This is a genomic window from Pseudomonas sp. BNK-7, assembly GCF_048072025.1.
In the GTDB taxonomy this organism is placed as follows: Bacteria; Pseudomonadota; Gammaproteobacteria; order Pseudomonadales; family Pseudomonadaceae; genus Aquipseudomonas; species Aquipseudomonas danubii.
On sequence record NZ_CP182252.1, the window covers coordinates 6,186,723 to 6,201,584 of the forward strand.

At 60.0% G+C, this 14,862-nt stretch carries 15 protein-coding genes and 1 tRNA gene; 10 read left to right on the top strand and 6 right to left on the bottom strand.

Features of this window, described 5'->3' with window-relative positions; genetic code table 11:
- Positions 1-42: 42 nt before the first annotated feature.
- The 4 genes from flgA (at position 43) to ACMGF8_RS27835 (ending at position 2,632) form a co-directional block, all read left to right on the top strand.
- Complete coding sequence (gene flgA, locus ACMGF8_RS27820) at positions 43-804, top strand: flagellar basal body P-ring formation chaperone FlgA (RefSeq protein ID WP_102860706.1); 762 nt, start codon at positions 43-45, stop codon at positions 802-804.
- A gap of 151 nt (positions 805-955) precedes the next feature.
- Positions 956-1,273, top strand: coding sequence for a flagellar biosynthesis anti-sigma factor FlgM (gene flgM, locus ACMGF8_RS27825; RefSeq protein WP_102860705.1), 318 nt, complete (start codon positions 956-958; stop codon positions 1,271-1,273).
- Positions 1,274-1,321: 48 nt separating this feature from the next.
- Entirely contained in the window at positions 1,322-1,789 is a 468-nt protein-coding gene (locus ACMGF8_RS27830) for a flagella synthesis protein FlgN (RefSeq protein ID WP_102860704.1), read from the top strand.
- Between the two features lie 96 nt (positions 1,790-1,885).
- Positions 1,886-2,632 (top strand): flagellar brake protein, encoded by a 747-nt coding sequence (locus ACMGF8_RS27835; protein WP_102860703.1) that lies wholly within the window; start codon positions 1,886-1,888, stop codon positions 2,630-2,632.
- A gap of 57 nt (positions 2,633-2,689) precedes the next feature.
- On the opposite strand, the gene ACMGF8_RS27840 is transcribed toward ACMGF8_RS27835, so the two are convergent.
- The 4 genes from ACMGF8_RS27840 to ACMGF8_RS27855 all read right to left on the bottom strand — a co-directional run bounded on the left by ACMGF8_RS27840 (position 2,690) and on the right by ACMGF8_RS27855 (position 8,001).
- Complete coding sequence (locus ACMGF8_RS27840; RefSeq protein WP_102860702.1) at positions 2,690-4,060, bottom strand: MFS transporter; 1,371 nt, start codon at positions 4,058-4,060, stop codon at positions 2,690-2,692.
- Between the two features lie 73 nt (positions 4,061-4,133).
- A complete protein-coding gene (locus ACMGF8_RS27845) occupies positions 4,134-5,375 on the bottom strand; it encodes a glutamine synthetase family protein (RefSeq protein WP_416760390.1) in 1,242 nt (413 codons plus the stop codon).
- A 335-nt stretch (positions 5,376-5,710) separates the two neighbouring features.
- Entirely contained in the window at positions 5,711-6,400 is a 690-nt protein-coding gene (locus ACMGF8_RS27850; RefSeq protein WP_416757930.1) for a sensor histidine kinase, read from the bottom strand.
- Entirely contained in the window at positions 6,397-8,001 is a 1,605-nt protein-coding gene (locus ACMGF8_RS27855; RefSeq protein ID WP_102860699.1) for a tetratricopeptide repeat-containing response regulator, read from the bottom strand. Before ACMGF8_RS27855 ends, ACMGF8_RS27850 begins: the two co-directional genes overlap by 4 nt.
- A 527-nt stretch (positions 8,002-8,528) precedes the next feature.
- Between ACMGF8_RS27855 and ACMGF8_RS27860 the strand changes: the two genes are divergently transcribed.
- The 3 genes from ACMGF8_RS27860 to ACMGF8_RS27870 are packed head-to-tail and all read left to right on the top strand — an operon-like array spanning position 8,529 to position 12,755.
- Positions 8,529-10,856: a hypothetical protein gene (locus tag ACMGF8_RS27860; RefSeq protein ID WP_416757932.1), complete on the top strand. Its 2,328-nt coding sequence runs from the start codon at positions 8,529-8,531 to the stop codon at positions 10,854-10,856.
- The gene (locus ACMGF8_RS27865; RefSeq protein WP_416757934.1) at positions 10,847-12,088 is read left to right on the top strand and encodes a hypothetical protein; all 1,242 of its coding nucleotides are present in this window, start codon (positions 10,847-10,849) and stop codon (positions 12,086-12,088) included. Before ACMGF8_RS27860 ends, ACMGF8_RS27865 begins: the two co-directional genes overlap by 10 nt.
- Positions 12,089-12,095: 7 nt before the next feature.
- Entirely contained in the window at positions 12,096-12,755 is a 660-nt protein-coding gene (locus ACMGF8_RS27870; RefSeq protein ID WP_250329484.1) for a DUF1266 domain-containing protein, read from the top strand.
- 15 nt (positions 12,756-12,770) lie between these two features.
- On the opposite strand, the gene ACMGF8_RS27875 is transcribed toward ACMGF8_RS27870, so the two are convergent.
- Positions 12,771-12,847: transfer RNA gene (locus tag ACMGF8_RS27875), tRNA-Arg, on the bottom strand.
- Positions 12,848-13,141: 294 nt separating this feature from the next.
- Between ACMGF8_RS27875 and ACMGF8_RS27880 the strand changes: the two genes are divergently transcribed.
- Positions 13,142-13,381 (top strand): hypothetical protein, encoded by a 240-nt coding sequence (locus ACMGF8_RS27880; protein ID WP_305948674.1) that lies wholly within the window; start codon positions 13,142-13,144, stop codon positions 13,379-13,381.
- Positions 13,382-13,404: 23 nt separating this feature from the next.
- Positions 13,405-13,584 (top strand): PA3371 family protein, encoded by a 180-nt coding sequence (locus tag ACMGF8_RS27885; RefSeq protein WP_102860694.1) that lies wholly within the window; start codon positions 13,405-13,407, stop codon positions 13,582-13,584.
- On the opposite strand, the gene phnN is transcribed toward ACMGF8_RS27885, so the two are convergent.
- Positions 13,559-14,140, bottom strand: a complete 582-nt coding sequence (phnN, locus tag ACMGF8_RS27890; RefSeq protein WP_250329504.1) for a phosphonate metabolism protein/1,5-bisphosphokinase (PRPP-forming) PhnN — start codon at positions 14,138-14,140, stop codon at positions 13,559-13,561. The genes ACMGF8_RS27885 and phnN overlap by 26 nt on opposite strands.
- A gap of 378 nt (positions 14,141-14,518) precedes the next feature.
- On the opposite strand from phnN, the gene ACMGF8_RS27895 reads away from it, so the two are divergent.
- Positions 14,519-14,845 (top strand): Arc family DNA-binding protein, encoded by a 327-nt coding sequence (locus ACMGF8_RS27895; protein WP_016968184.1) that lies wholly within the window; start codon positions 14,519-14,521, stop codon positions 14,843-14,845.
- The last annotated feature ends 17 nt before the right edge of the window (positions 14,846-14,862 follow it).

Sequence of the window (14,862 nt, forward strand, 5' to 3'; positions counted from 1 at the left end):
ACGCTCATCACTAAACGGCACGGCGCTTGCTTTTTAACTGTTATGAACGCCAAAACGACATTTTTCCGACGCCTGACATCCCCCTACCGCGCATTGCTTTGCGGGATGTCGGCGCTATGTATCCTAAACCCTGGCGGCCCTGCCGTTGCTGATTCGGTCACCCTGCCTGATCTACTTATCGGCGTCACTCAAGGGTTTCTTGAATTCACGGTAGAAGACTATCTGGCTACCAGTCAAACGGAAGGACGCTACGAAATCCAAGTCAACCAGCTGGATCCGCGCATGCGCATGCCTGCTTGCGACAAGGAATTGACAGCGAGCCTGGAAAGTCCGGCACAGCCACTGGGGCGGGTAACGGTCAAGGTCCGCTGCGAGGGAGGCTCACCCTGGACGGTGTTCGTGCCAGCCCAGGTCAAACTGTTTCGCGAAGTGGTCACCACTTCGCGCCCACTCAAGCGCGCCGGGATCATCGAGCCAGGAGACGTGGTATTGCGCGAGAGAGATATCAGCCTGAACAATCAGGGCTACCTGACTTCCGTGGACCAGGCCATTGGTCAGAAACTTGTCCGACCAATGGTCGCCGACCAGCTTATTACTCTGGGTCACCTGGAACAGGCTGAAGTAGTACGCAAGGGCGATCAGGTAGTGATTTCGGCACGTAGCGGCACCTTGAACGTGCGCATGCCGGGGGAAGCACTGTCCAACGGCGGCATGAGCGAGCAGATCAGGGTCAAGAACCTGAACTCGCAACGCGTGATCAAGGCTCGCGTCACCGCGCCGGGGCAGGTGGAAGTGGCCATGTAGATAACTGGCGCTCGACTCGCTCGTTCCCTAAACTGTGGCCGATAAAGGGTCGCAGATACCTGCGCTGGCTCGTCGACAATCGAGCCTAAAGTTTTTCAGGGTATGGCCGAAAACATGGCAAGCGTCCAAATACCCAGAGGTTTTCTTCATCATGGTCATCGACTTCAGCCGTTTAAACAGCTCCCCCTCACTGACAGGCAGTACGCGTACCAGCGCCAGCAAGGAAACCGGTGATGCCGGCAAATCCGCTCCGCTGACGACTGCAGCCGAGACCAGCAAAAGCGGGGAATCGGTACACCTCAGCAATGAGGCTCAACAGTTGCAGAAAATCACCGACAAGCTGCGCGATCAGCCTGCTGTCGACAAGGCCCGCGTGGCCGAGTTGAAGCAAGCCATTGCCGATGGCAGCTATAAGGTCGACAGCAACCGTGTAGCCAGCAAACTGCTCAACTTCGAAGCCCAGCGCTAGCCACAGGCTTGCGCCAGGCTTTTGGACGCTTAATCCCCAAGGCCAGCCATGCACGACATCAATCTACTGCAACTGATCAATGACGACCTTGCTCCAGCTCAACAACTGCTGGAGCTGCTCAGAGCCGAATCCATTGCCCTGCACGGCCGCGACATGCCGCTGCTGGAGGATATCCTGGCGCAGAAGCAGGCCCTGGTCATATTGCTGGAACAGCATGGCCGTAAGCGCACAGAGATCCTTGCCAGCCTGAACCTGCCGAGCAATCGTGCAGGCCTCGAACAACTGGCCAGTCACTCCAGCCTGGGCGATCAACTGCTCGAGCAGGGCAACCTGCTGACTCAGTTGCTCGCCGACTGCCAGGCCACCAACGAACTCAACGGCCGCTCGATCCAGATTCAACAGGCCACCACCGCCAACCAGTTGAAAATCCTCAACGGCGGCGAACCCCCAGCTCTTTATGACGCCCGCGGCTCTACCTCTATGCTTGCGAAGCCCCGCCCACTCAGTCAGGCTTAAGCCCCAAAAATGAGCGCGTGCTATCAAGCCGTGAAACATACTGGCAAAATGCCAGACCCTGCGTGTAGTTGTATTTTGTCTGGAGATTGATGAACCGTGTTCAACGCCTCAAACGCGGAAGATGCTCCGCAGCCACCTAAGGTGTTCACCACTGCGTTGGAAATTTCCTCCAACCTGCGGCTGCTGCAAGAGAGCCACGACCCGCTGATCATCACTTTCCATGAGCGCAGCCAGCGCTTCCAGAGCTATCTGGTGGAAGTGGACCGCGATAGCAACATGATTGCCCTCGATGAAATGATCCCCCGCGACGGTGAGCGATTCATGCTGGCGGGCGAGCCATTTCGTGTTGAAGGCTTTCATGAAGGCGTGCGCATCGCCTGGGAAAGCAACGGCCTGCCGACCCTCGACGAGTCCAATGGCGGTCGCTGCTACCGGGCCACCCTGCCGGACGAAGTGGTTTACCACCAGCGCCGCAACGCCTTCCGCGCCGCACTCAAGCTGGCGCAACTGGTCGACATCGAACTCAGCGGCGAAAAACTCAAGTCCCCTCTGACCGGCAAGCTGCTGGATATTTCCGCTACCGGCTGCAAGTTGCGCTTCGACGGCGATATCTCTTCGCGCCTGCAACTGGGCCAGGTGTACGAGCGCTTTATTGCCGCCCTGCCCTTCGGCAGCATGACCGCCCCGGTCGAACTGCGTTACCTGCATCACGAGGAACGTATCGACACCACCTTTGCCGGCGTGCGTTTCCACAACATGAGCGGCCTGGTGCAGCGTCAGGTAGAGCGCTTCGTCTATCAGTTGCAGCGTGAAGCGCGGCGCTTCGACAAAGACGATCTCTGAGCCCCACGCACCAATGAAAACGGGCAGTGCCTTGCGGCAACTGCCCGTTTCTCGTTTCTAGGGCCGAGCCCCGCTTAAATGATCCCGAGCGCATTCATCGGGCGACGCCTCATCCGACGCTTGCGGCGTCTCAGGCTCCGCTGCAGGCGCGGCGTCCGGCGCGGGCGCGGTCTGCATCTGATCCTGCACCACCTGCTCATCCACTCGTGGATCGAGGGCCGCCACCAGAGGTGAGCTGGACATGCTGTCCGGCATGGCGACGTGATGCAGCGGCGCATCATCCACCTGATGCAGATTGGTCACCGCCTTCGGCCGAATCCTCCAGACCAGGACCAGAGCAAAGAAACTGAAGAAGGCATACAGCATCTGACTGCCGAACAACTTCATCAGCACCCCAGCCGCCAACGGACCGATGCTCGCCCCCACGCCATAGGTCACCAGCAGCATCGCCGTCAGCGACACCCGACGATCACTTTCCACGTGGTCATTGGAGAAAGCCACCGCCAACGGATAGAGACAGAACTGCACCAGGGAACAAAGGAACCCGAGGACAAACAGCATCTCCAGAGGGACCGACGGCAGGATCGCCAGAGGCAGGGCCACCACCGCCAGGAACAGCGCAAAACAGCGAATCAGCAACGCCCGATCATAGCGATCGGACAACCAGCCCAATGGCCACTGCACCACCAGACCGGCAAAAATGCAGCTCCCCATGAACAGACCGACCTGCTCGGTACTCAAGCCCTGCTGCGACGCATAGAGCGGCGCAAGGCCATAGAAGGAACCCACGATCAACCCCGATCCCAGCACGGTACTCAGGGACTGGGGAACTCGCTTGATAAAGAAGCGCGGCTCCATCGGCGCCGGATGCAGAGGCGCCGGGTGAATACGCCGGGTCATGGCCACCGGCACCAGGCACAGGGCAAAGCACAGGGCCACCAGCATCAACAGTTCCAACCCCAGGGCCGGGTGCATGACCAGAATCAGCTGACCCAGAACCAGGCCCAGGTAAGAGGCAATCATGTAGCCGCTGAACACCAGCCCGCGCTGATTGGCGTCGGCCTGCTCGTTGAGCCAGCTTTCGATGACCATGTACTGGCACATCATCCCCAGGCCGACGATCATCCGCAGCACCAGCCAGGCCGGCAGCCAGTCCACCAATCCGTGCCCGAGCACCGCCGCCCCGACGATCCCGGCACAGGTAGCGTAGGCGCGGATATGCCCGACCCGGGCAATCAACCGGTGCCCCAGCTTGCCCCCCAATACCAGGCCGAAATAGTTGGCCGCCATCAAGGCCCCCACCCACAGGCCATCGACATGGTCGGCGGCCAGGCGAAGAGCCAGATAAGTGCTGAGCAGACCCGAGCCGATCAACATCATCAGCGAGGCGAAATAAAGCGCTCGAAAGGATTTCCAGATTTGGCGCATCGGCGTTCCGAGCGGCTCCTTGAATGAGGTGTCGGACCCTTGGCAAACAAGGGCCCGACCAGCGACGGTTCGGTTATGCCTGGGCCGCTAGCACACGCCGCTCCCAGGGAGTGATTTCATCAAAGAAGCTGGTCAACTCCATGGTCTTCGAAGCGATGTAGCCTTCGATGAACTCAGTGCCGAACAGTTCCCTTGCCAACTGACTACGCTTCAGACGCTCCAGCGCCGCATGCAAGGTACAAGGCAGCGACAGATTGTCCGGAACCTCGAACTCGCCCTGGATCGCCGCCGTGGGTTCCAGCTCATTCTCGATCCCGTGCAAGCCCGCTGCCAGGCTCGCGGCAATCGCCAGGTACGGATTGGCGTCCGCGCCCGGCAGGCGATTCTCTACCCGTCGCGCCACCGGCGAACTGGCCGGAATACGCAGCCCCGCAGCCCGATTGTCATGGGACCAGCAGGCATTGTTCGGCGAAGCGTAAGGATGGCACAAGCGCTGATAGGAGTTCACGTTGGGCGCGAACAATGCGGTGAAGTCCGCCAGCCCGGCCTGCAGCCCGCCGATGAAATGGCGGAACATCGCCGTCGGCTGCCCGGCATCGTCGCTGAAGACATTTCGCCCACTGCCGATCTCCACCAGGCTCTGGTGAATATGCATCGAACTGCCCGGTGTATGCGCCAGAGGTTTGGCCATGCAAACCACGATCAGTCCGTGCTTGAGGGCCACTTCCTTGAGCAGGTGCTTGAACAGGAAGGTCTGGTCTGCCAGCAACAGCGGATCGCCGTGCAGCAGGTTGATCTCGAACTGGCTGACACCCATTTCATGCATGAAGGTATCGCGAGGCAGACCCAGGGCCGCCATGCACTCGTAGACTTCCTTGAAGAACGGCCGCAGGCCGTTGTTGGAGCTGACACTGAATGCCGAGTAGCCCTCCTCCCGTCGACCGTCCAGGCCTACCGGTGGCCGAAAAGCCTGTGCCGGATCGTCATTGGCGGCGAACACGAAAAACTCCAGTTCCGTAGCCACCACCGGCGCCAGCCCCTGGGCCGCATAACGTGCGATCACCTGCTTGAGTTGGCCGCGGGTGGAGAGTCGCGAACTTTCGCCACTGAGCTCATCCGCATCACAAATGGCCAGCGCCCGCGGCGTCTGGCTCCAGGGCAGACGATGAATCTGCCGAGGGTCGGCATTGAGCGCCAGGTCGCCGTCGTCGCTGCCGTAAAACCGTGCCGGCGGATACCCGCCCATGATGCATTGCAGCAGCACCCCGCGAGCCATCTGCAAACGCCGCCCTTCGAGGAAGCCCTCGGCTGTCATCACCTTGCCCCGCGGCACGCCATTGAGATCCGCAGTGACGCATTCAATCTCATCAATGCCCGTCAATCGCTCGGCGAGTGAACTGTGGCCATCGGTTGTCATGACTCAATCCTTGTTGTTATACGAGCCGCGAACGGCGACCCGTACAAAATACGCATCACCCGTTCAGGATTTCAAGCAGGCAAGAATAAAATCCCGGGAAGGCGCGAACTCCCGATGAGCAACCCGCACGTCATGGCCAGCACCGACTTTGAAAAAGAAGAAGGGAACAGCCCCTGCCAGGGCCCGGCCAGCCTGATAACACCTGGCCGCAGCCGAGCACGCCGATCAGACACTCAAGGCAAGTACAGCTTGAACAGCCCGCCGCCTAATGGGCCGCCGTTGCTGATGCGGGTGTGTCCGCATACGCCATTGCGCTGATGCAACTCGGCAATGCGCCCGGCGAAATACAGCCCCAGTCCGGTGCTGCCGCTGCTCTGATTGATGCCCTGCACATAATCGGCCTGACGCTCGATCATCGCTGGCGGGTAGCCGTCGCCGTCATCGTTGACGGACAGCACCACCTGCCCCTCTTCATCACTGACCGTGATCAACAGCGCATGGCGGGCATAACGCAGCGCATTGTTGATGCAATTGGCCAACACCGAAGCAATCAGCTCTCGATCGAAGAAGCCCAGGGGACTCAAGGGATCGACCTCATAGGTGGCAGAGATTCCACGACTCTTGAACACATCCTGATGGCTCACCAGTTGCGCTTCGATGAAATCATCCAACTCGTGGTAAGCCGGTTGCAGCGGCAACTGGTTGACCCCCAGCTTGTACAGCCCCAAGAGCTGCACCAGCATGCCGTTGAGGTGAGCGAAGTGGTAATCGATCACCCCCTGTTCCGGCGCCAGTTGCGTCTCGGGCTGACGGGCCTGCCACTGGGCATGGGCCTGCATCAGCATGGCCAGGGAATTTTTCATGTCATGGACGGTGGAGGCAATCACCGTGGAAAAATCGAGCGCCTGTTGCTCTTCGTTCATTCGCCAAACGCCTTGCTTCGCAGCTTCTGGTAGCGCGCATAACGCGCATCGGTATCGGGCATCATGCCCACCATTTTCAGGCACGCCTGGCATTCTTCCAGGAGCGCCGCGTCTGTCTTGGGGTCTGTGCCGTGCAACAGCGACTGCGCCATGTTCAGGGCAATACTGATGTTCTTCGGCTGCATGGCCAAAGCCTTGCGGAACAGCTCCCGAGCCTCACTCAGATTGCCCGCCTTGTAGCTGCGCACCCCCTGGCGGTTGATGTCGGCCGCCGCATTGGACGAACTGAGAATAGTCGGATCATCGGTGAGCTTGGCGATGTTCTGCATGACCTTCGGATCGTCGCCGTAGATTTCCGCACAGTTTTTCAACATCGACGCACCGGCACTGGCCTGCCCCAACATCTGCAGCTGCTTGGCCACCAGCAATGCCGCTTCGGGACTCATGAACTGCTCCATGCCGTCCAGGCGCATCAACGCCTGCTCGGTGAGCTTCTCTGCGGTTTCCGCATCATTGAGCAGCAGGCTGGTGGCCTTCATCAAGCGCGCACGAATCTGCAGTCCGGGGTCGGTGGGGTTTTCCTTGGCCACGGCACTCAGGGTCTGGTTGATCTCCAGGCGGGTGCGGGTGTCCAGGCCCTTTTCACTGCCCTTGCTGATCAAGGCATGGGCCAAGCCAAGATTGCTTTCCGGGTCCTTGAAGCGCGACTGCGCGCCCTGAGATACAGCCTGCCGATAAGCCCTGGAAGCGCTGTCGAAGTCTTCGTTGGCCATCGCCAGCTTGCCCAGCAGCGCCTGACGACGCACCGCCAGTGGTGACAGGCGCACTGCCTCTTCCAGCACATGCTGGGCACGCTTGGTGTCGCCTTCAGCCACCAGCACATCCGCCAGTCCGTCGTAAAGCCCGGGCATCATCGGGAAAGCCTTGAGGGCCTTTTCATAGACGGCCTTGGCTTCGCCGACCTGCCCGCGCTTGAACAGCAGGCGCCCCAGGCCGACGTAGGCCCAGGGCAAAGGCCGGTCCGCGAGAATACTGTTATACAGGCGCTCCAAAGGCTCGTTCTGATGCATGTCGCGCAGGGCATCTGCCCGATAGCGCAGGCACAACGGCGCGTAACGCGGGTCCTGCTTGCACAGGGCGATGCAGGCGTTGAGCACTTCCACCGGCTTGCCCCGATCAAGGGCTTGAAGAATAGGCTTGAGCAGGGTCTTGCGCTGCTGCAGCCGCTCCAGGCGCTGGGCCAGACCGGAACGGTTGAAGGGCTTGGTCAGATAGGCATCGGGCTCGTGCTCCAGAGCACTGAGTACCATGGCCTGACTGCTCTCGGCAGTGACCATGAGGAACACGCTCTCATGACTGATGAGCTTTTCCAGCATCAGGTCTTCCAGCACCTGCTGGCCGTTTTTCTTGCCGTCGCCCAGATGATAGTCCTGGAGGATGAAGTCATAGCGCTTCTGCGCGCACATGCGCAGGGCCTGTTCGCCAGTGTCGGCGGTGTCCACGTCCTTGACGCCCAGCTCACGCAACATCGAACGCACCGAACTGCGGAAGTCCGAGAAATCATCGACGATCAAAAAGCTCTTTTGGTGGTACGCCAGCATCGAAGATTCCAGGCAAGTAAGAAGATCAATCCAGGGACAGCAGGACCCGCCCGGCTTCGCAGCCTGTTTTTGGCGCGCAGATAATAGCTGCTGGCCACGGGCTATCAAGCACTTTCAAGTCGACCTGTGATGCAGATCGCCACTTGGGAACACAATTGTCCACTGAAGTTATCGGCCGGATTCGCCATTCCCTTATAGAGGCCAGACAGCATTTGCCGCCTGATGAAAAAAGTCCTGGCCCTTCGCTGAAAAACACTTAGGCGGCGTGCTCAAACCTTGGATTCTGAAACATCACCTGATAGCGTGCAGCGCCTCAAAGCCTCGATCGTTTTTGCTCCGCAATGCTGGCCCTGCATGCAGGATCGGCCAGCCGGCAAAGGTTCCATCAGTCGCAAGCCCCACAGGCTTGCAATCCGGGTGTCGAAGGATCGGCATGACGCCCGACGGCGGTATCATCGACGAGCAAATGCCGGTCTGCCAGGCAGTGCATCAAGGGATGCGCAGGTCATTATCAAATGGAGTTAACGATGGCGCATGACAGCAGTGCGATAACCGGGATTGAACTGGAACAGTTCATGGACCGCCTTGAGGCGCAACAGCAGGACCAGGAAACCGATACCCTGCTGGCCCAGTTGCAAGCACAGCCGCTGCGGGCCGACTCCCTGGCCTCGATCGACCGCCTGCACACGCTATGGATGCAGGCCGGTGATTCAGCCGCGGCTCGCGCCGTTATCGCAGAGGATGGCAATGCCCTGCTGCAAGCCGTGCATGAGCCTGCCCGCGCTGAGTTGACGATGAACCTGGCCATCCTGCGTTTGCGCGTCGCCAGTTATCTGGACGACGACGCAACCTTGCTTGAGGTGCTCGAACAGCTCAACCAGATGGCCGCGCAAACCCTGGACTTCAATGTCGAGCACTATCGTCGCTACCGAATCTTCGACGAGCTGGAACAGGGTCGCCTCGAAGTTGCGCTGAAAACCATCGAAGTGCGCTACGCCCTGACCTTGAGCAATCCTGCCCGTGCGGCGCTGCGTGCCTGGGACGCCGCCGACCAGTATCAACGCCGCGCCCGCGTCCTGGCCTTCCACGACCGCGACGAAGAAGCCCGGAGCGCCGCGCTGGAAGCCGTCAACGCCTTACGCACGGCCGGCCCCGACCAGGACATCGATGAAGGCGACTGGCTGTGGCTGGGCAACTCCCTGATCGAGATCATCCCGTTACGCCTGGCGCTGTTCGAACAACCCATCGCCCAGCTGACTGCTGGTCGCTCGCTGCCCCAGCGCCGCGAATGGGAAGTGCGCACCGCACGCCTGGCCGCCCGCGCCCTGCACGCCCAGGGTGATCTGGCCGGAGCGTTGAAGGTCTGCAATGCCGCAGCCCTGAGCCTGGATTCTGACGGCGGCAACAATTTCATCGAGTACGAACTGCCTTGGCTGATGGAAGCCGGGCGTATCGACGAAGCGGGGTTTCGAGCCTTCATCGACGTTTATGACAGACAAACCGAGCTCTGGCCGGCCACCGCCCGCCTGGTTCTCGACCGCCTGCAAGATCCCCAAGAGCACAGTGCCTGGTGGCCGATCTGCGTGATGCGCGCCTGTATTACCGAAGAAGCACTGCAGAGTTTTCTCGAGGCGCTGCCGAACATCGAAACCACCGAGTCCGATACCACCCCACTCCTGGCCGCCCTGCACCAGGCCATGGAAGATCTGGAGACACGCGACTCCCTGTTTGCCGAAGCCCGCGCCGAAGCCCTGCGGCGTGCCCCCGAGCAGCCCTGGATCACCCGCCTGGCCGCCGTGCATGACGCAGAGCGCGGCCTGATCGACGCAACCACCGAAGCCAGCCTGCTGCAAAACGCCATCCAGGCAGGCCGTATGCAGGACAACCGCAGCGCGTTCTCGCTGTTTGCCGCTCGGGTCAACAGCCTGGGGGTGATCGAGGCACTGAAAGCGCCGAAGCCGGTGCTGTCCTGCGGCAAATACGCCTACAACTATGCGTTGAGCATCGAAGACCTGGCAGAGACTGAAGCCGACAAGCTGCCCAAGGACGCCCGGGACCAGGCCTATTCGTTGCTGCGCGAAGCGCAGAAAGACGCCTACGAGCAGGGCCAGGCCCACATGGAACGCTATTTCGCCAGCGGCAGCGGCCACCCCTACGATGCCTGCGCGCACCTGTACTCCATGCTCTGCAACAACCTGGCGATCAACTATCGCTACTACAACCAGATCCGCTACGAAGACGCCATCGAGTTGCACGCGCGCGGCATCGCCGCCAGCCCGTTCGCCGAGCACTACAACGGCCTGCTCAGTGCGCGTATCTGCCTGGAAGATCTGCCTGGCATCATTGATGCCGCAGAACAGCTTTGGCATTACTCGGCGGAGTTCGGCTATAGCCGCCACGACCCGAATGAGTACGTCGCCTCGGTGGCGTACGCCTTGTACAAGCTCGATCGCGACAATGAAATCCTCATCTGGCTTGAACGCTTGCTCAAGTGGCAGGAAGAGCAAGGCGTCAGCGATCAGCAATTGGACAGCTCCGCGCTGTTCGCCCGGATTCAGGTCGCGCGCTACCTGGCCCATGCCCATCCCGACAACGCCGACAGCCTCTGGCAACGTTACGAGCCAGCAGTGCTGTCCTTGAACGAAGTCTCGGTCATGTCAAGCTCGGTGGACTTCCTCAAGGCCCGCGGCCGCACCGCCGAAGCCATTGACTACTGCGCACGAACCCTGGCCCTGTGCGCCCCGGACGATGACTACGACATCAGGTGCCGCGCCCGGATCGAAGAAATCCTGAGCGAGTTGCAAGCCCCGACTCAACCGACCGCCAAGAAAAACTGGTGGCAGATATGGAAGTAAGCGCCGACAAGCGCAGCCCCAGCTACGCCCCGCGCAACCTGCTGAATGCCGATGAACTCAAACGCGGCATCACTCAGCGCAGCCAGGGGCGCGGAGACGAAGACGCGGTACAGGGTTGGTTGCTGAATCACTTCTATCGACACCTGGTGGGCAACTTCGAACCCGCACGGCGCATCCAGACCCTGGAGGACGCCTGTGCAGCGCTGGGTACCGATACGCCGCCAGCCTGGGTGAGCGGGTACTTCGACAGCGCTGCCAAGGCACAGCCCGAAGACGCCGCAAAGGCCGTGGCGACGCTGGTATGGGTCGACCCGCAGGAGCCATTGCTGTTGCAGCAGGAAGCGCAACTGGTGGAGTTCCTGACCTCGCGCAAAGGCACGGCACTGGAGGGCAAGCTGGAACGCATCACTTGCCCGCAGGCCCTGGCGCTATGGGAAAAAGAGCACGCGCAGATGGCCGCCCGGGTCGATCAGGGCTGGCGCCAGAGCTCTCCCGACGCCCTCAATGTGACGGTCTCCTGCGCCGAACACACCTGGGTCGAACTGCGTCCGAAAAGCCCGTTGCTACGGGCTGAAATGGCCTTTGAAAGCTATGTGATGCGTCACTGTCTGGGGCAATTCGCCAACCGCCGGGCCTTGACCGGCGGCTACGGTGAACGCTATGCCGAAGCCGTGGAGCAACAGGGCATGCGCGTGTTCAGTCTGCGTGATGCCCAGGGCCAGCCCCACATCACCGTCAGCCTGATCATCCAGGACGACGGCGCACTGACCGTGGAGCAAGTCAAAGGCAAGCAGAACCGCCCGCCCATCGAGCGCTACTTCCAGGACCTGCTGCGCCTCCTCAACAGCCTGGGCACCGACCTGCAGACGCCAGCCGACTGCATTGCCATCGGCATCGTCCGCACCGATGCCGGCTGGTTGCGCATCGAGGAAGTCAGCGATGCGCAAGCCCAGACCCGCCTGGTGGCTCGCTACCCGCAACTGTTCTACCGACTGGACGCACCGTCGGCCATGGTCGAATGGCTGGTGGCGGCCCGTCAGTCCGACTTGCTGCTAGAGGTTGCCCCCCAGGCGCCATCGGTCAAGTACGCCACCCGCCATATCTTCAAGAAAAGCCCCCGGCCACAATGCCACCCCGACGCCCCGCTGTATCGGACCGAAGGCGTGCCCTGGACGGACATGTCTGCGCCCCTGGCCGAGGAAATCGTGGCCTGGCAGGCCAGGAACCGGTGAAACGCACATGATGACGATAATTGCCGTAGCCTTCGGCGCCTGGCTGGTATGGCGCTACTTTCGCCGCCAGTCGCCCACCTCTCTGGTGGTGTTCACGCCGCGCAAACGCTGGGCACTGAGCCTGGCCCAACCCATGGTGGATGCCACCGGAATGACCGGCTTCTTCGATCCCGAGACCACTCATTTCATAGATCAGGCGAAAGCCTCCCTCAGGGCCCCGCTGCTGCACCAGATCGGCTTTCGCAGCAACGCCACGGACGACGAAGTCCGCGAGCACTTGGACAGCACCCTGGAACGCCAGTGGTTCCGAGTTGACCTGCACAGCCTGAACGCCAGCGACGACCCGCGAGCAGCAATGGCCTTCGCCTGCGTACGCAGCGCCTTCTTTGTCCGTTGCGCAATGTTGATGGGCTGGATAGACACCGAGAGCGGATGGCGGATCATGCTCCTCAATGCCCAACGCGCTCAGGATTGCTTCAGCGACTGGGAGGACTTCGGCAGAGCCTTCATGCTCGGGCGCAGCCAATGGATCGCAGCGTTCAGGGCCGACTCTCTGGGTGAGGTGTTCAATGAAACAAGCCTGAGCCGACTGCTGATGCCCGGTAGCGGCATCTGGGCTGGGGTTGCCTGGCAGGGGCTGCCGGCGTTGTTGCCTGTAGCGGATTGAGACCGCGAAGGGGGATGGTGTCCCAGGGCAGGTTCGAACTGCCAACCTTCCCCTTAGGAGGGGGATGCTCTATCCAATTGAGCTACTGAGACAAACGGCAAGCGCCTGATATTTCATGGCGCGTGGGACGGCGTGCATGTTAACGGCCAAGGCCGCATTTGTCATGTTATCCATAGGGCTTTTTGCACGAGCCGCCAGGAGCGCTCCGCTCGCTCATGGCCTCGTCGTGCACATTGCATCACTGCAAAAAGCCATCATTGCAAAATGCAATTCAACAATCCCTAGAGCCCATCTCAAGTTATTGTTTTTAAAGAGTTTATCTGCAGTTAAACTCTTGGCACGCAGGCTGCTTTATCAGTGGGTAAAAAACTGCGGAGATGACGACCATGAACAGCGCCCTGTTTCTCTTGAATGCGATCGCCATTGCCGTACTGATGGCTTTTCACTTTCAACCTGTAGACAACGCTGACCCTACCGGACTGTCTACCGCTCGTTACAACCAGCACCCGGTACCGCAGCTGGCAGTCATGAACACCCAGGTCGAGCCTCGCAGAGTGGCTCGGGTCAACCAGGAAAAGACCCCGCAGCAACTTGCCGCCACGCCAACCGAACGCTGGATTTTTTAAGACCAAGACTTCAGGAGTCTCCAATGTCCACCGCAGCCAAAAGCCTGCTTATTCTGACGTTAATCAGCGCTATCGCCGCCTTGCTGCTGCCTGAAGCCCCCTTGGGCAAAGCTGCTCTGATCATCTGCGGCTCAATGTTCAGCCTATTCCTTTTGGCGCTGTTGGCCGGACGCAAGATCAAGTTCGACCCGATATTGCGCTGATCCCGTGCTCACTCAGTATGGCCAGCAGATGTTCCAGGGTTGTCGTCAACTCACAGGAATTGTCTAGGCGCACAACCTGCTCGTCATCCAGCCAGGCAGAAGAGGCAAACTGTTCGTTGCGCTGTAGGCGACGCTCTATCTCCGGCAGGTTTTCCCTACCTCTACGCAGCAGGCGACGGCGCAATACCTCGGTATCAACCATCAGAACTATCGGAAGTAAATCAGGATAACGTTCCCGTGCCTGTGGCAAATGGCCTCTAGAGCCGTTGATCAACACGTTCCGCCCCTGCGCCAACCAAGTATCGATTTGCACGGGAATGCCATAACCCAGACCATTAGCTCGCCAAAACAAGGCAAAATCGCCCCGGGCCACCCGCCGCTCGAACTCCTCGACAGTGACCTCTTGCGCCTCCTCACCCACCGACTCGGCCGAGCGCGTGATCACCCTTCTTACAACCTCACACCCCAAGACACTTAAAGGCTGCCTGGCCGCATCAATCAGGCTATCCTTGCCGGCCCCTGAAGGCCCCATCAAATAAATCAGTCTACCCGGCATGGGCTGCCGCTCCGGACAGCACAACTAGTAAATCGGCCATTTGCCACTATCCTCTAACAGGTAGGGATTACGCTTTCATCCGCATAGCATGCACCTTCACAAGTGCACTGACACTCCCGTCGGATGGGAGAATGCGGCCAACAACGCGGGCCCGGTGATCTTTTCAAACCAGTCCGCATTTCTGATAATTGGTGCTGGCATAACGCCTTTATCCAGTTCAATATTTGTCACAGAATTGACGCCAAGGATCTGGCAATTTTGAGGCATGATGCGGGCCTCTTAACAATTCAGGTTGAACATTTGGCAATCAGGCTTGTCCTAAAAGACAGCTCGCGGCCAATTCCGAGAACCGCTCCCCTGAACTAACCGGTTAAATATATGCGCCCATTGAAACAGGCAATTTATTCCAGCCGTACGGCTGACAAGTTCGTCGTACGTCTACCCGACGGGATGCGTGAACGCATTGCCGAGGTGGCTCGCAATCATCACCGCAGCATGAACTCCGAAATCATCGCGCGCCTGGAGCAGAGTCTTATTCAGGAAGGTGCCTTGGGTGAAGAGTTGAGCATGCGTCTGGACAGCCCTGAGCTATCCTTGCATGAACGCGAACTGCTTCAACGCTTCCGCCAACTTTCACATCGCCAGCAGAACGCTTTGGTTTCGCTGATCGCCCATGACGCCGAAATGGCCGCAGACGCCAACTGATTTCACCCTGAAAGCTC

What these genes read in the sequence shown, in the direction of transcription:
- phnN (WP_250329504.1), bottom strand. Translation starts at nt 14,140, where the DNA reads ATGCCGGGTAGACTGATTTATTTGATGGGGCCTTCAGGGGCCGGCAAG.
- ACMGF8_RS27870 (WP_250329484.1), top strand. Translation starts at nt 12,096, where the DNA reads ATGATGACGATAATTGCCGTAGCCTTCGGCGCCTGGCTGGTATGGCGC.
- ACMGF8_RS27840 (WP_102860702.1), bottom strand. Translation starts at nt 4,060, where the DNA reads ATGCGCCAAATCTGGAAATCCTTTCGAGCGCTTTATTTCGCCTCGCTG.
- ACMGF8_RS27865 (WP_416757934.1), top strand. Translation starts at nt 10,847, where the DNA reads ATGGAAGTAAGCGCCGACAAGCGCAGCCCCAGCTACGCCCCGCGCAAC.
- ACMGF8_RS27830 (WP_102860704.1), top strand. Translation starts at nt 1,322, where the DNA reads ATGCACGACATCAATCTACTGCAACTGATCAATGACGACCTTGCTCCA.
- ACMGF8_RS27850 (WP_416757930.1), bottom strand. Translation starts at nt 6,400, where the DNA reads ATGAACGAAGAGCAACAGGCGCTCGATTTTTCCACGGTGATTGCCTCC.
- ACMGF8_RS27855 (WP_102860699.1), bottom strand. Translation starts at nt 8,001, where the DNA reads ATGCTGGCGTACCACCAAAAGAGCTTTTTGATCGTCGATGATTTCTCG.
- ACMGF8_RS27895 (WP_016968184.1), top strand. Translation starts at nt 14,519, where the DNA reads ATGCGCCCATTGAAACAGGCAATTTATTCCAGCCGTACGGCTGACAAG.
- ACMGF8_RS27885 (WP_102860694.1), top strand. Translation starts at nt 13,405, where the DNA reads ATGTCCACCGCAGCCAAAAGCCTGCTTATTCTGACGTTAATCAGCGCT.
- ACMGF8_RS27880 (WP_305948674.1), top strand. Translation starts at nt 13,142, where the DNA reads ATGAACAGCGCCCTGTTTCTCTTGAATGCGATCGCCATTGCCGTACTG.
- ACMGF8_RS27845 (WP_416760390.1), bottom strand. Translation starts at nt 5,375, where the DNA reads ATGACAGCCGAGGGCTTCCTCGAAGGGCGGCGTTTGCAGATGGCTCGC.
- flgM (WP_102860705.1), top strand. Translation starts at nt 956, where the DNA reads ATGGTCATCGACTTCAGCCGTTTAAACAGCTCCCCCTCACTGACAGGC.
- ACMGF8_RS27860 (WP_416757932.1), top strand. Translation starts at nt 8,529, where the DNA reads ATGGCGCATGACAGCAGTGCGATAACCGGGATTGAACTGGAACAGTTC.
- flgA (WP_102860706.1), top strand. Translation starts at nt 43, where the DNA reads ATGAACGCCAAAACGACATTTTTCCGACGCCTGACATCCCCCTACCGC.